General features: G+C 70.7%; 13 protein-coding genes. 1 reads left to right on the forward strand and 12 read right to left on the reverse strand.

Annotation, left to right across the window (positions count from 1 at the left end):
- Positions 1-50: 50 nt before the first annotated feature.
- The 11 genes from ACSC1Q_RS33085 to dacB all read right to left on the reverse strand — a co-directional run bounded on the left by ACSC1Q_RS33085 (position 51) and on the right by dacB (position 10,558).
- Positions 51-503, reverse strand: coding sequence for a DUF3180 domain-containing protein (locus tag ACSC1Q_RS33085; RefSeq protein WP_436762624.1), 453 nt, complete (start codon positions 501-503; stop codon positions 51-53).
- Positions 500-997 carry a 2-amino-4-hydroxy-6-hydroxymethyldihydropteridine diphosphokinase gene (gene folK, locus ACSC1Q_RS33090; RefSeq protein WP_436762625.1) on the reverse strand — a complete coding sequence of 166 codons (498 nt, stop codon included), beginning with the start codon at positions 995-997 and terminating at the stop codon, positions 500-502. Before folK ends, ACSC1Q_RS33085 begins: the two co-directional genes overlap by 4 nt.
- Positions 994-1,377, reverse strand: a complete 384-nt coding sequence (gene folB, locus ACSC1Q_RS33095; RefSeq protein WP_436762654.1) for a dihydroneopterin aldolase — start codon at positions 1,375-1,377, stop codon at positions 994-996. The genes folK and folB overlap by 4 nt, the downstream gene beginning before the upstream one ends.
- 203 nt (positions 1,378-1,580) lie before the next feature.
- A complete protein-coding gene (locus ACSC1Q_RS33100; protein ID WP_350972537.1) occupies positions 1,581-2,021 on the reverse strand; it encodes a nuclear transport factor 2 family protein in 441 nt (146 codons plus the stop codon).
- Positions 2,018-2,869, reverse strand: coding sequence for a dihydropteroate synthase (gene folP / locus ACSC1Q_RS33105; RefSeq protein ID WP_436762626.1), 852 nt, complete (start codon positions 2,867-2,869; stop codon positions 2,018-2,020). Before folP ends, ACSC1Q_RS33100 begins: the two co-directional genes overlap by 4 nt.
- Before the next feature lie 600 nt (positions 2,870-3,469).
- Complete coding sequence (gene folE / locus ACSC1Q_RS33110) at positions 3,470-4,054, reverse strand: GTP cyclohydrolase I FolE (RefSeq protein ID WP_436762627.1); 585 nt, start codon at positions 4,052-4,054, stop codon at positions 3,470-3,472.
- Positions 4,055-4,056: 2 nt separating this feature from the next.
- On the reverse strand, positions 4,057-6,060 hold the full coding sequence (ftsH, locus tag ACSC1Q_RS33115; protein WP_436762628.1) for an ATP-dependent zinc metalloprotease FtsH: 2,004 nt from the start codon (positions 6,058-6,060) through the stop codon (positions 4,057-4,059).
- 280 nt (positions 6,061-6,340) lie between these two features.
- On the reverse strand, positions 6,341-6,898 hold the full coding sequence (gene hpt / locus ACSC1Q_RS33120) for a hypoxanthine phosphoribosyltransferase (RefSeq protein WP_350972541.1): 558 nt from the start codon (positions 6,896-6,898) through the stop codon (positions 6,341-6,343).
- Positions 6,899-6,911: 13 nt separating this feature from the next.
- Positions 6,912-7,925: a tRNA lysidine(34) synthetase TilS gene (gene tilS, locus ACSC1Q_RS33125; protein ID WP_436762629.1), complete on the reverse strand. Its 1,014-nt coding sequence runs from the start codon at positions 7,923-7,925 to the stop codon at positions 6,912-6,914.
- Positions 7,926-8,044: 119 nt separating this feature from the next.
- On the reverse strand, positions 8,045-9,139 hold the full coding sequence (locus ACSC1Q_RS33130) for a zinc-dependent metalloprotease (protein WP_436762630.1): 1,095 nt from the start codon (positions 9,137-9,139) through the stop codon (positions 8,045-8,047).
- A 51-nt stretch (positions 9,140-9,190) separates the two neighbouring features.
- Complete coding sequence (gene dacB / locus ACSC1Q_RS33135) at positions 9,191-10,558, reverse strand: D-alanyl-D-alanine carboxypeptidase/D-alanyl-D-alanine endopeptidase (RefSeq protein ID WP_436762631.1); 1,368 nt, start codon at positions 10,556-10,558, stop codon at positions 9,191-9,193.
- A 130-nt stretch (positions 10,559-10,688) separates the two neighbouring features.
- Here dacB and ACSC1Q_RS33140 point away from each other — a divergent pair, with 130 nt between their 5' ends.
- Complete coding sequence (locus ACSC1Q_RS33140) at positions 10,689-11,186, forward strand: inorganic diphosphatase (protein WP_329087576.1); 498 nt, start codon at positions 10,689-10,691, stop codon at positions 11,184-11,186.
- 368 nt (positions 11,187-11,554) lie between these two features.
- On the opposite strand, the gene ACSC1Q_RS33145 is transcribed toward ACSC1Q_RS33140, so the two are convergent.
- The gene (locus ACSC1Q_RS33145) at positions 11,555-12,844 is read right to left on the reverse strand and encodes a C40 family peptidase (RefSeq protein WP_436762632.1); all 1,290 of its coding nucleotides are present in this window, start codon (positions 12,842-12,844) and stop codon (positions 11,555-11,557) included.
- Between the last annotated feature and the right edge of the window lie 362 nt (positions 12,845-13,206).

Raw genomic sequence — 13,206 nt, forward strand, 5'->3', positions numbered from 1 at the left:
CGACCTCTCACCGACGGACGGCGAGAGGGGACCGAACCGGGCGCTGCGCCTCAGCGATCGTCGTCCGCGGAGTCCTTGGGAACCTTGCAGCAGTGCTCCAGGTACAGGGCCGAGCAGATCAGCAGCACGCACACCAGCAGCGACCCGCCGGTGATGAAGAAGTCACGGCGCGGGACCTCCTGCTCCAGCAGCTCCACCGTGTAAAGGGTGAACCCGGCGAAGATCCCGCCGAAGATCGCCCCGCCGTACGCGGAGGCCTTGGCCAGGGCGGCCAGGCGGGCCACGGCCAAGGGCTCGACGGGCTTGGTGTCGGGCTTGCGCTCGATCCTGGCCCTCGTCATCCACCCGCTGTAGAACTCGCCGATCGCCAGCAGCAGCACCGTCGGGATCGCCGTCCACGGCACGGTCGGCAGGTCCGAGTAGAGCGGTTTGAGGAGACCCCAGGTGAGGATCGCGAACACGAGGAAGATCCCGACGAGCACGCCGGGACGGGTTGGCTTCACGCGGGCCTCTGGAGGGTCAGGTCGGGGCGCGGCCGTACGTAACCCTGGTCGAGACCGGCCAGCAGGTCGGCCACCCGGCGCCCGGAGAGGACGGCCCCGGGGTCGGCCCGCACCCAGGGGACCAGCACGAACGCGCGCTCGTGTGCCCTGGGGTGCGGCAGGGTGAGGTCGGGGTCGTCCATCACGGCGTCCCCCACGGTGATCAGGTCGATGTCCAGGGTGCGCGCTCCCCAGCGCTCCACCCGGACCCTGCCGAAGGCGTTCTCCACACCTTGAGCACGATCGAGGAGCTCCCGGGGTTCCAGCGCGCTCTCGGCGATCACCACCGCGTTGAGATAGGCGCCCTGTTCCGGGCCGCCGACCGGGTCGGTCTCGTAGACCGGCGACACCGCGACGAACGTGAGCTCCGGCTGCTCGAAGAGGGCGTCGAGCGCGCCCCGCAGGGTGTCGAACCGGTCGCCCAGATTGCTGCCGAGCGCCAGGACCACCCTCATGCCCGGCCCCGGGTGATCGTCACGATCACGTCGTCGAACGGCAGCGGGATCGGCGCGGCGGGCTTGTGCACGCTCACCTCCGCCACCTGGACGAGCTCGCGGGCCAGGCAGACGTCGGCCAGCCGCTGGGCGAGGGTCTCGATCAGGTCGACCGGCTCGCCCCCCACGACCCCCGCCAGGTCCTCGGCGAGCTCGCCGTAGTGGACGGTCCTGGTGAGGTCGTCACCGGCCGCCGCCGGCGCCGTGTCGAGGAACAGGGTGACGTCGACGACGAACTCCTGGCCGAGCTCCCGCTCCGCCGCCAGCACGCCGTGCCGCCCGTGCACACGCAGCCCCTTCAGGCTGATCCGGTCGGCGGCCGTCCTTCCCTGTGACGGGATGTACGCCACCTCCCCGGACGGGCCCAGGGCCAGGTTGTCCAGCGGATCCGGCAGCCGGCCACCGGCCGGGCCGCCGACGGGCTCGTCGGCCGGATCTCCGATCAGGTCGCTGACGCCGTCGTCGATCCGCAGGGGCATCTCGTCGTGCCCCCCGGCCATCGGGTGACCGCCACCCCCGCCGGACCGTTCACCGGTGCGCTCGCTCACGCGGCTTCCTCTTCCTCGTCCTCGTCGTCTCCCTGCAGCACGGGTGAACCGTGGTGCAGCCAGAGCCGCCACCCCGCCGACGTACGCACGAAGGTGTTGCTCGCGACCACCTTGCCCGCCGCGAAGCTGGAATCACCTTCGTCGCCCGCGGTGAGGATGTTCTCCTCACAGGTGAGGATGGCGACGTCGCCCAGGACCATGACGCGGACGTCGGTCAGCACGAACTGGATGTAGGGCGTGTTGGCCATGATGAGCGCCCACGAGCGCAGCACCTCCTGCCGGCCGTTCACGATCGGCCAGCCGGGGTGGACGCAGCTCACCTGCTCGCCCTCGATGTCCTCGGCCCAGATCTCGGTCATCCGGTCGAGGTCGGCGTCCTCGATGGCGGTGTAGAACGCCTGGTTGACCGTCTCGACGGCGGTGGTGTCGACGCTCATGATCTCGCTCCCTGAACTGCGGCAGCCACACGGACGGCGTCCGCGTTCGGACGGACGTCGTGCACGCGCACACACCAGGCCCCCGCCTGCGCGGCGAGCGCGGTCACGGCGAGCGTGGCATCGTCACTACGACTGAAAGGGCGCGGCACGCCCTCCGGGCCGGCCAGGAGGCGACCCAGGAAGCGTTTCCGCGAGGCCCCGACGAGCAGCGGGTATCCCAGCTCCCCGAGCCTGTCGATGCCCGCGATCAGCGCCCAGTTGTGCTCGGGGTTCTTGGAAAAGCCCAGCCCCGGGTCGAGCACGACCTGCTCCTCCGCCACCCCCTCGGCCAGCACGGAGGCGATCCGCTTGGCGAGCTCCTCGCGCACCTCGGTCACCACGTCGCCGTACACGGCCCTGCGTTCCATGGCGTGGCTGTGCCCCCGCCAGTGCATCACCACGTACGGTACGCCCGAGGCGGCCACGACCCTCGGCATCGCCGGGTCGGCCAGCCCCCCACTGACGTCGTTGACCAGTCTCGCCCCGGCCTCCACGGCCATCTGGGCGACCTCGGCCCGCATGGTGTCGACGCTGACGGTGACGCCCTCGCGGCTCAGCTCCCGGATGACCGGCTCGACCCTGGCCAGCTCCTCCTCCAGGGGCACCCGCGCGGCGCCGGGCCTGGTGGACTCGCCGCCCACGTCGACGATGTCGGCGCCCTGCTCGACCAGCTCCAGGCCGTGACGCACGGCCACCGCCGGGTCGAACCACCTGCCGCCGTCGGAGAAGGAGTCGGGAGTCACGTTGACCACGCCCATCACGAGGCACCGGCCCGCGTCCGGCAGCCCGGGCACACTCCACGTAGTCATGGCGACAAGCCTAGGCGTTGCGCACTCTACGCCCGTCTCGTGGGTCCGGCTTGTGCCATAACGAATCCGCACACCCGTCACAGAGCGGACGGCCCTCGGTCGGCGTCCCGCCCGGGACGTCTGGCCGGCACGCGTTCTCCTCCGCTCGGAGCCGGCCGCTCCGCGGGACCACCCTGAGCGGGCGGCTCCGCGGGCCCCTCGGGCACTCGGCCCCTCGGGCACGGCCGTCTCGATCCGTGAGCCGGAGAGAACCCGATCGGGGCGCCCGGCCCTGCCGGGTGTGGCGACATCAGCCCGATCAGCCCGATCAGCCCGGCCAAGGTCGGCCCGGGTCGGCCCGGGTCGGCTCGGGTCGGCCCGGGCGACTTTCCCCGCCACACGGCCCTTCCCGGCCGCAGCCCTGATCACCGGCCTGATCACCGGTCCCGCCACGCTCCTCCGGACCCTCCGCAACGCGGAAACCCCGCCCGGACCGCCCGGGTCGGCGGTCTGAGCGGGGTCGCGTCCGCACGGGCTCTCGAAAGCACGAGGGAAGGCGCTTCAGCGAATCCGGCGATTCCAGGGGATTCAGCGGATTCAGGGATTCAGGGATTCAGGGATTCAGCGGATGATGAGGGCCATCGCCTCGGCGCGGGTCTTGTCGCTGTTGCGGAAGTCCCCGCGCACGGCCGAGGTGATCGTCTTGGCGCCCGGCTTGCGGACCCCCCGCATGGTCATGCAGAGGTGCTCGCACTCGATCACGACGATGACCCCCCGCGGCTCCAGCACGCCCATGAGCGCGTCGGCGATCTGGGAGGTCATCCTCTCCTGGACCTGGGGACGCCTGGCGTACACGTCGACGAGGCGGGCGAGCTTGGACAGGCCGGTGACCTGCCCCTTCGCGTTCGGGATGTAGCCGACGTGGGCGACGCCGTGGAACGGTACGAGGTGGTGCTCGCAGGTCGAGTAGACCTCGATGTCGCGGACGAGCACCATCTCGTCGTGGTCCACGTCGAAGACCGTGGTCAAGACGTCCTCAGGGGTCTGCCCCAGCCCGGCGAACTGCTCCGCGTAGGCGCGGGCGACGCGGGCGGGGGTGTCGCGGAGGCCGTCGCGGTCGGGATCCTCACCGATGGCGATGAGGATCTCCCGTACGGCACCTTCCAGCCGGGCCGCGTCGACCTGGAGCGGCTTGGCACCCCCCACGCTCAGTTCACGTCCTTGGGCGAGACGTCGGGGTGACCAGTCCCCGCCGGTAGGGCGCCGTTGCCGCCGGCCTCGCCCGTGGGGAGCGCGCCGTTGCCGGACTGCTCCTTGCGGGACAGGATCGGCGGTCGGTTGGAGGGCAGCCGCTTGCCGTAGCCGGAGTAGGAGGGCCTCTTCTCCTTGACGACGACCGGGGCGAAGATCTGGAGCACCTGGTCGCGGGAGAGGGTCTCCTTCTCCATCAGCTCCAGCACCAGGTTGTCGAGGACGTCGCGGTACTCGACGAGGATCTCCCAGGCCTGGTCGTGGCCGGACTCGATGAGGCGGCGGACCTCCTCGTCGATCGTGGAGGCGATCTTCTCGGAGTAGTCGCGCTCGTGGCCCATCTCGCGGCCGAGGAAGACCTCGCCGTTGCCGCTGCCGAACTTGCGGGCGCCGAGCTGCTCGCTCATGCCGTACTCGGTGACCATGCGGCGGGCGATGGAGGTGGCCTTCTCGATGTCGTTGGAGGCGCCGGTGGTGGGCTCGTGGAAGACGAGCTCCTCCGCCGTACGGCCGCCGAGGAGCATCGCGAGCTGGTCCAGCATCTCCGAGCGCGTCGCGAGGAACTTGTCCTCCATCGGCAGCGTCATCGTGTAACCGAGGGCGCGTCCGCGGGACAGGATCGTGATCTTGTGGACCGGGTCGGAGTTGGGCAGCGCGTGCGCGACCAGGGCGTGCCCTCCCTCGTGGTACGCGATGATCTTCTTTTCCTGGTCCGACATGACGCGGGACTTGCGCTCGGGACCGGCCATCACGCGGTCGATGGACTCCTCCAGGAGCTCCATCGTGATCAGCTTCTGGTCGGCCCGCGCGGTGAGCAGCGCGGCCTCGTTGATCACGTTGGCCAGGTCGGCACCGGTGAAACCGGGCGTCCGGCGGGCGATGATGTCGAGGTCTACGCCCTCGGCGAAGGGCTTGCCGCGGCCGTGCACCTTGAGGATGCCCTTGCGGCCCTCAAGGTCGGGGCGGTCGACGGTGACCTGGCGGTCGAAACGACCGGGGCGCAGCAGCGCCGGGTCGAGGATGTCGGGCCGGTTGGTCGCGGCGATCAGGATCACGCCGCCCTTGACGTCGAAGCCGTCCATCTCGACGAGGAGCTGGTTCAGCGTCTGCTCGCGCTCGTCGTGACCACCGCCGAGACCGGCACCGCGGTGGCGGCCCACCGCGTCGATCTCGTCGATGAAGATGATCGCCGGAGCGTTCGCCTTGGCCTGCTCGAACAGGTCGCGGACCCGGGAGGCGCCGACACCGACGAACATCTCCACGAAGTCGGAACCGGAGATCGAGTAGAACGGCACCCCGGCCTCACCGGCGACGGCCCTGGCGAGCAGGGTCTTGCCGGTTCCGGGCGGGCCGTAGAGCAGGACGCCCTTGGGGATCTTGGCGCCGATCGCCTGGAACTTCGCCGGGGCCTGCAGGAACTCCTTGATCTCCTGGAGCTCCTCGATGGCCTCGTCGGCACCCGCGACGTCGGCGAAGGTGGTCTTCGGGGTGTCCTTGGTGATGAGTTTCGCCTTCGACTTCCCGAAGTTCATCACCCGGGAGCCGCCGCCCTGCATCTGGTTCATGATGAACAGGAAGAACAGCACGATAAGGACGATCGGCAGGAAGCTCACCAGGAGCCCGAGAAGGAAGTTCTCCTTGGGCACGTCGACGTTGTATCCGCCGGGCAGCTTGTTGGCCGCCTTGGCCGTCTGGAGCCTGTCGGCGAGCTGAACGCCCTGGCCCGTCACCCACGAGGAGTAGTAGCGCTTCTTGTCGGTCAGAGTGACCTCGATGCGCTGGTCCTTGTCGATGATCTTGGCGTTCGAGACCTTGCCCTCGTCGATCCAGCTGATGATCTGGGAGGTGTCTCGTCTCTCGAAGTTGCCGTCACCGCCCCACATTGTGGTGACGAGAAGAAGCAGAACGACGATGCCCAGGATCCACAGCAGTGGCCCACGTGTAAATCGCTTGAGATCCATCCGATGCGGAACCCCGGCGGGCCCGTCCCTTCCTGACCAGAGCCTGGCAACCCCGGGCGAACCCGGGGTTCGCGGTATCCCTAACCGCTCCAACTGACTACCCAGAGACGGCGGGAGGCCACCTCTTCGGTTGTCCGAAGGTACACCGGCGTGGCGCACGGGGTCACCGCGCGGACAGACCGGCTTTGCCCTACCAACGTACGTCAGGTAGGTCCGTGTTCCCCGCCGCTATGGGCAATGTCGCGTTTGTGAATGGCTCACTTCGCGCAGGGCGTACTTTTCAGCCCGCTCCGTATACGTGGGGGGCGAGAGTCCCGATGAAGGGGAGATTGCGGTAGCGCTCTGCGTAGTCGAGGCCGTAACCGATCACGAACTCGTTGGGGATGTCGAAACCGACGTACTTCACGTCGATCGGCACCTTGATCGCGTCCGGCTTGCGCAGCGCGGCGCAGATCTCCACCGAGGCGGGGTTGCGCGACTTCAGGTTGTGGACCAGCCACGACAGGGTCAGGCCCGAGTCGATGATGTCCTCGACGACGAGCACGTGGCGTCCGGCGATGTCGGTGTCGAGGTCCTTGAGCACGCGCACGACGCCCGACGACCTGGTGCCCGCCCCGTAGGAGGAGACGGCCATCCAGTCCATCTGAACGGGCAGGTGCAGGGCCCTCGCCAGGTCCGCCATCACCATGACCGCGCCCTTGAGCACGCCCACGATCAGCAGGTCCTCGCCCGCGTAGTCCTCGTCGATCCGGCTCGCGAGCTCCTTGATCTTGGCTTGGAGCTCTTCCTCGGGAATGAGGACCTTCGAGAGGTCCCTGCCCATATCGGCTGCGTCCACCTTGGGATTTTCCTTACGAAACGGGGCTGGCTGGCTGTCTGGCGAGTATCAGGGTGTCATACCGGCGAACCGCGCCGACCCCCCCGGGCACCTCCACGCGCCGCTGCCCCCGCCACGCGGTGACCAGACGGTCGACCTGCATGACGTGCGAGGCCGCGAGCGTGCCCGGCGGCGACCCCGCGTCGATGGCCGCCCTCCGCAACACCCTCCGCCGCACGGCGGCCGGAAGTTCCTCCAGGTCCCGTACGGCCACCGTCACCGTGTTGATATCGCTAAGAGCGCAATCCCGTACGGCGACGCGGGCGTAGACCTCCCCGGCCCAGGCGTCCAGCGCGTCGGCGTCGTCGCGGCACAGGGACGCGGTCCTGGCGAGCGCCTCGGCGACGCCGGGGCCGAGCTCGTCCTCCAGGGCGGGCAGCAGCCTCTCGCGGACCCGTACCCGGGTGTACCGGGGGTCGAGGTTGTGCGGGTCGTCCCACGGGGTCAGGCCGAGCGCCGCGCAGGCCGCCACGGTCGTCGCGCGGCCGAGTTCCAGCAGCGGCCGCCGGTAGATCCCGGCCCGCGCGGGCATCCCGGCCAGCGACCGGGTGCCGCTCCCCCTGGCCAGCCCGAGCAGCACGGTCTCCGCCTGGTCGTCCCTGGTGTGCCCGAGCAGCACGGCCGCCGCGCCGAGACGCTCCGCCGCCTCGGACAGTGCCGCGTACCTGGCCTGCCGCGCCGCGGCCTCCGGCCCGCCCGAGGTGCCCACGGAGACGGGCAGCGCCTCGGCGAGGTCGAGCCCCAGGCCGGGCGCGAGCCGTACGACTTCGCCCGCGCGGTCACCCGACCCCTCCTGCAGGCCGTGGTCGACGCTGAGCAGACCGGCGCGGAGCCCGGCGCGTGGCGCGGTGAAGCCCAGCGCGGCGGCCAGGGCCAGGGAGTCGGTGCCGCCGCTGCACGCGGCGAGCACGAGCGCGCCCGGCTCCAGCTCACCCAGTGCGAGCCGTACGGCGCGCCGGACGTCGGCGACGGCGGGATGCGGACCCATGCCCGCCATTGTCCGGCCTCGGAGGGGACGGCGACACGACCACCCCGCGCGCGGCCGGTGCGGCCGGCACACGGTCAGCCGGCCGGGTGGTCCGCGATCGGACCACCCGGCCGGACCGGTCAGCCGACGGTGCCGCTGGCCTCGGGAATGGCCGGGGTGCCGATCACCCTGGCGATCCAGCGCTCCGGCTTGGCGATCTCCACCTGGGTGGGGAGCGTCTCCGGCGAGGTCCAGACCTTGTTGAAGCCGTCGATGCCCACCTGTCCCACGACCGTGCGGACGAAGGCCGACCCCTCGGCGTACTGCTTCATCTTGAGGTCGAGGCCGAGCAGCCTGCGGATCGTGCGGTCGAGGCGGGAACCGCCCTCGCGGCGGTGGTGGAACTTGGCGCGGATGTCGGCGACCGAGGGGACCACCGAGGGGCCGACCGCGTCCATGACGTAGTCGCCGTGTCCCTCGACCAGGGTCATCACCGCGGTGAGCCGGTCGAGGATCACCTTCTGCTCGGGCGTCTGGATCGCGTCGATCAGGTTGCCCTCACCGCCCCTGACGACGTCGGCGAACGTGTCGGCGGCCGAGCGGAGCCGCTCCAGCAGCGCGGGCAGGTCGATGTCGGAGGCGAGCAGGAAGTCGGTCGTCTGCGCCCTGACGTACTCGCGCAGCCAGGGGACGCCGGTGAACTGCACCCGGTGGGTCTCCTCGTGCAGGCAGACCCAGAGGCGGAAGTCACGCGGGTTGACGTTGAGTTCCTGCTCGGCGTGGACGATGTTGGGCGCGACCAGGGTGAGGCGTCCCGTGGGCGCCTGGCCGGTCGGGTCGGGCGGCAGGAACAGCTCGTACTGCCCCAGGACGCGGGAGGCGAGGAAGGCCAGCACCGCGCCCACCTCGACACCGGTGACGCGCGAGCCCACCGCGCTCACGATCGCCGGCGTCTGGTTCCCCCGGGCGGACATCCGCTCGGTGAGCGGCTCCAGCACCACCCGGAAGCCCTCGATGTTGGCCTTGATCCAGCCGGGCCTGTCGACGATGGTCGCGGCCTGCGGCGCGGTCTCGGTGTCGATTCGGGTGAACTCGCGGACGTGCCCCTCGGCCTCGCGCGAGAGCCGCCGTAAATCGGCGACGGCCTGCCGGGCCTCCTCTCGGCTGACTTGCGGCCCGGGGCGCACCAGGCGCGTTCCGGTCGCTACGGCAAGATCCCAGTCGATCACCTGCATACCGTCCACCGTACGTGCTCTCCCCCCGACTCGCGCACCCGGAACCCGTGATCAACTCGCGGCGACCGCGGCGGCGAGCCTGTCGAGGGCCGCCTCCGCCTTGCCCCAGCCCGGCGGGACCTCGTCCGCCATGAAGGCGAAGGTCACCAGCCGTCCGCCCCGCGTGGTGGTCATGCCCGCCAGGGTGTTGACCCCGTCCAGGGTGCCCGTCTTGGCGCGGATCAGCCCGTAGGCGGAGCGGAGCTTGTCGAACCTGTGCCCGAGGGTGCCGCTGAAACCGGCGACCGGCATGCCGCTGATGATCGGGTGCAGGCCGGGGTTGGCCGGGGAGGCCGCCGTCGAGACCAGGCGGGCGAGCGCCTCGGGGGCGATGCGGTTCTTCGGCGACAGCCCGCTGCCGTCGAACACCCGCACGCCCTTCGCCGCGCCGAGCCTGGTCAGCACCTTGCCGACGGCCGCGGCGGCGCCGTCGAAGGAGGCCGGCTCCCCCTCCTTGATCGCCACGTGCCTGGCCAGCGCCTCCGATAGGTCGTTGTCGCTGAGCGTGAGGGCCCGCTCGACCAGGGCGTAGACCGGCGCGGAGTCGACCCGGGCGAGCTCCTGCGCGCCGGCCGGGGCCTTGGAACGCCTGGCGGACCTGGAGACCGTGATCCCGTACTTCGACAGCAGCGACACGAACGCGGCGTGCGTCGCGCGGGAGGGGTCGGAGACCCGCTGGTCGCTTCCCCGGGAGGCCCTGCCCTCGTCGATCATGAGTGCCGTGACCGGGGCGACGCTGCCCTCGGGGACGTAGCCGGGTTTCCAGGTCGCGGCGGTGCGCGGCCCGGTGTAGAGGGAGTCGTCGTAGGCCACCGTCACCTTGGACACCCCGGCCCCCTTGAGCGCCCTCGCGGTGCGTGAGGCGAGGGTGGCGAGCGAGGCGGGCCGTGGATAGACCGGGCTCCCCGCCGTCCTGGGACTCGCCAGAGTCGGGTCGCCGCCGCCGACGAGGACGATCGAACCGGGCGAGGCCCCCCGCACCACGCGGGTGCTCAGCCTGGCGTCGGGTCCCAGCGAGGCCATCGAGGCGACCGCGGTGACGACCTTGGTGGTGGAGGCGGGGGTGATGCCCGTGGCCGGGCCACTGCCGAACAGCAGGGCGCCCGTCTCCGCGTCGAGCACCGCGGCGCCGACACTTCTCCCCAGGGCGGGGTCACCCAACGCCTCGGTCAGCCGCTCCGCCAAAGTACCCTTGGCGGGGAGAGGGCCGTTCCCCCCCGCGGCCAGCACCGGACCCGCGGTGATGACCGGGACGGGGGGCGGCTCGGCCGACGCGACGATCGTCTCGGGCTCACCCTCGTCCAGCACATCGCTGGTGAGCAGGTGTGCCCCGGCCGCGACGACGAAAATCTGCAGCAGGACGAGAGTGACCAAGGCCACCCACCGCTCACGCCGCATTTCGTCGCCGTCCTCTCATCATCGGTATCCAAGGTATCCAAAAGGCATAAATCGCCTACGAGACATTAACGCCCAACCGGGGGTGCCCGGGGGCCTGAGTGGAGGAACCGCGGTGGAGTTCGACGTTCTCGTTGAGATTCCCAAGGGGCAACGGAACAAGTACGAGGTGGACCACGAGTCAGGCCGCATCAGGCTCGACCGCATGCTCTTCACCTCCACGCAGTACCCCGCCGACTACGGCTTCATCGAAGACACGCTCGGCGAGGACGGTGACCCCCTCGACGCCCTGGTGCTGCTCCAGGAGCCGACCTTCCCCGGCTGTCTGATCAAGTGCCGGGCCGTCGGCATGTTCCGCATGACCGACGAGAAGGGCGGCGACGACAAGGTCCTGTGCGTCCCCGCCACCGACCCCCGGATGGAACACATCCGCGACATCCACCACGTTCCGGAGTTCGACCGCCTGGAGATCCAGCACTTCTTCGAGGTCTACAAGGATCTGGAGCCCGGTAAGTCGGTCGAGGGCGCCAACTGGGTCGGCAGGGTGGAGGCCGAAGAGGAGATCGTCCGCTCCATCAAGCGCGCCAAGGACGAGGTCCACGGAAAGCACTGATTCGCGACCGGGTCATTACCCGGTCTTCGTCCGGTCTTTGGCCGGCCGCCCCTTGGCCGGTCATCTTCTGAACGGTCGTTCTCCAGCCGGTCGCCTTTCGGCCGGTCGTCCATCGGGCGGTCGTCCATCGGCCGGTCGTCCATCGGCCGGTCGTCCATCGGGCGGTCGTTCGGGCCTGTCGTCCGCCGGCCGGTCGTCTTTTCGGCCGGTCGCTCTTTGACGGTTCGTCCGGCCGGTCTTTCGCTGGCCGGTCGTTCGTCGGACGGTCGTTCGTCGGACGGTCGTCTTTCGGCAGGTCGTCCGGCTGGGCGTCCGTTGGACGGTCGTTCTTCGGCAGGTCGTCCGGCCGGTAGTTCGCTGACCGGTCATCACACGGGACGGGTCGCGCCGACGAGGTCGCTGCGCCACATCGGCGCGACCCTGACCACGTCCCCCGTCTGCGGGGCGTGCACCATCAGCCCCCGGCCGATGTAGATCCCCACATGGTGGATGTCGCCGGGGTTCTGGGTGATCTGCCCGTAGAAGAGCAGGTCGCCCCGCTGGAGCTCGCTGAGCCGCACGTGCGGGCCCGCGGTCCACTGGGTGCCGGTCCAGTGGTCCATGAGGACCCCGACCCGCTCCCAGGCCCGCATGGTCAGCCCCGAGCAGTCGTAGGCGGCCGGCCCGTCGGCCGCCCACACGTACGGCTTGTCGAGCTGGGTGAGCGCCCAGTCGGCGGCGACGTCACCCCTGGCGGAACCGGCCGTCACGGTGAGCGCCCAGCGCGACGCGGGCTCTCCCGAGGCCACCGCCATCCGCGCCGCCTCGCGGCGCACCGCGGCCGCCTGGTATCGGGCGCGCTCGGCGTTCTCCCTCGCGATCCTGGCCTGCTCCAGGGCCGCCTCGCGCTTCCTGGCGAGCAGGTCGGCGGCGCCGCGCGCCTCTTCGGCCAGCTTCTCCAGCCGTGCCTGCTCCTCCTCGATCCGCCGGGTCTCGTCGACCTGCCTGGCGACGGCCTCCTCGGCCGCGAGCTTCGTCTCCTCGGCCCTCGCCTGCGCCTCCCGCTGCACGGCGTAGGCGTCGTCCGCCTGCGCCTGGAGGATGGCGAAGACCTCCTGGGCCTCCCGCAGCTGCTTGAGCGTCTCCGCCTGCCCCCCGCCCATGTGGGCGAGGATGCTGGCCCTGCGCAGGTAGCCGTCGTCCGTGGGACCGCCGCTGTCGGTGATCATGGCCATCATGGGCTGGGCGATGTCCAGGCCGCCGTAGTTCTGGACGGTGATCGCGGCCACCGCCTGCCGCGCCTCCCCGACCTCGGAACCCGCAGTCCTGGCCCGCGCGGCCGCCTGCTCGGCGAGCTTCTTGACGCGAGCCGTCTTGACCAGCTCCCCGTTGTACGACTCGACGAGCCGCTCCGCCTGGGCGGCCAGCTCCTCCAGCCTGGCCCGCGCCTCGGCGACCAGGACCGTGGTCGAGCCGAGCCTCTCACCGCGCTCGCGGGCCAGCGCCCGCGCGTCGGCGACCTCGTCGGCCGACGGCCCCGACACCCCACCCGGCGCGGCGTCGTCAGCCGGTCCCGGCCGACCGGGAACGGCGCCGGCGGGGAGCCCCGGCCCGGCGATCAGGCAACAGGCGAGGCCCGCCACCGCGGCGGCATGACGGCGCCGTCTGACTGAATGCATGCGTCTCCCCCCGGAGTCACCTTGAATACCGCGTATCGCGGTCTCACCACGTGTCGCGGTCTCACCGCACGACGCGGCGCGTCGCCGCGTGCCAGGCGGCGGCCTACCTCAACATTCCCGTTCGTCACTCTCCGCACACATGTCACTCACGCCCCGTGGTCACCGCCCGCCACAATACCCCCGTCGGCGGGGACCTCGGTCCCCGTATCTCACACCTGATCTCTCGTACGACGGGCGCGCGACAGACACGCGACGGTTTTCTCCCCGGACGTCCGTACGGCCCTCCCGGTGGAGGTCCGGGACAGGCCGGGAACAGGGGCCGGAGAACGGCGAAGGCAGTGCTGAGGAACGGGACAGGCGGG

Source organism: Streptosporangium heterodermiicola (assembly GCF_051390675.1).
Lineage (GTDB): Bacteria > Actinomycetota > Actinomycetes > Streptosporangiales > Streptosporangiaceae > Streptosporangium.

Coding starts and splice junctions, on each gene's coding strand:
- folK (WP_436762625.1), bottom strand. CDS start 997: ATGAGGGTGGTCCTGGCGCTCGGCAGCAATCTGGGCGACCGGTTCGAC.
- ACSC1Q_RS33100 (WP_350972537.1), bottom strand. CDS start 2,021: ATGAGCGTCGACACCACCGCCGTCGAGACGGTCAACCAGGCGTTCTAC.
- folP (WP_436762626.1), bottom strand. CDS start 2,869: ATGACTACGTGGAGTGTGCCCGGGCTGCCGGACGCGGGCCGGTGCCTC.
- ftsH (WP_436762628.1), bottom strand. CDS start 6,060: ATGGATCTCAAGCGATTTACACGTGGGCCACTGCTGTGGATCCTGGGC.
- tilS (WP_436762629.1), bottom strand. CDS start 7,925: ATGGGTCCGCATCCCGCCGTCGCCGACGTCCGGCGCGCCGTACGGCTC.
- ACSC1Q_RS33130 (WP_436762630.1), bottom strand. CDS start 9,139: ATGCAGGTGATCGACTGGGATCTTGCCGTAGCGACCGGAACGCGCCTG.
- ACSC1Q_RS33145 (WP_436762632.1), bottom strand. CDS start 12,844: ATGCATTCAGTCAGACGGCGCCGTCATGCCGCCGCGGTGGCGGGCCTC.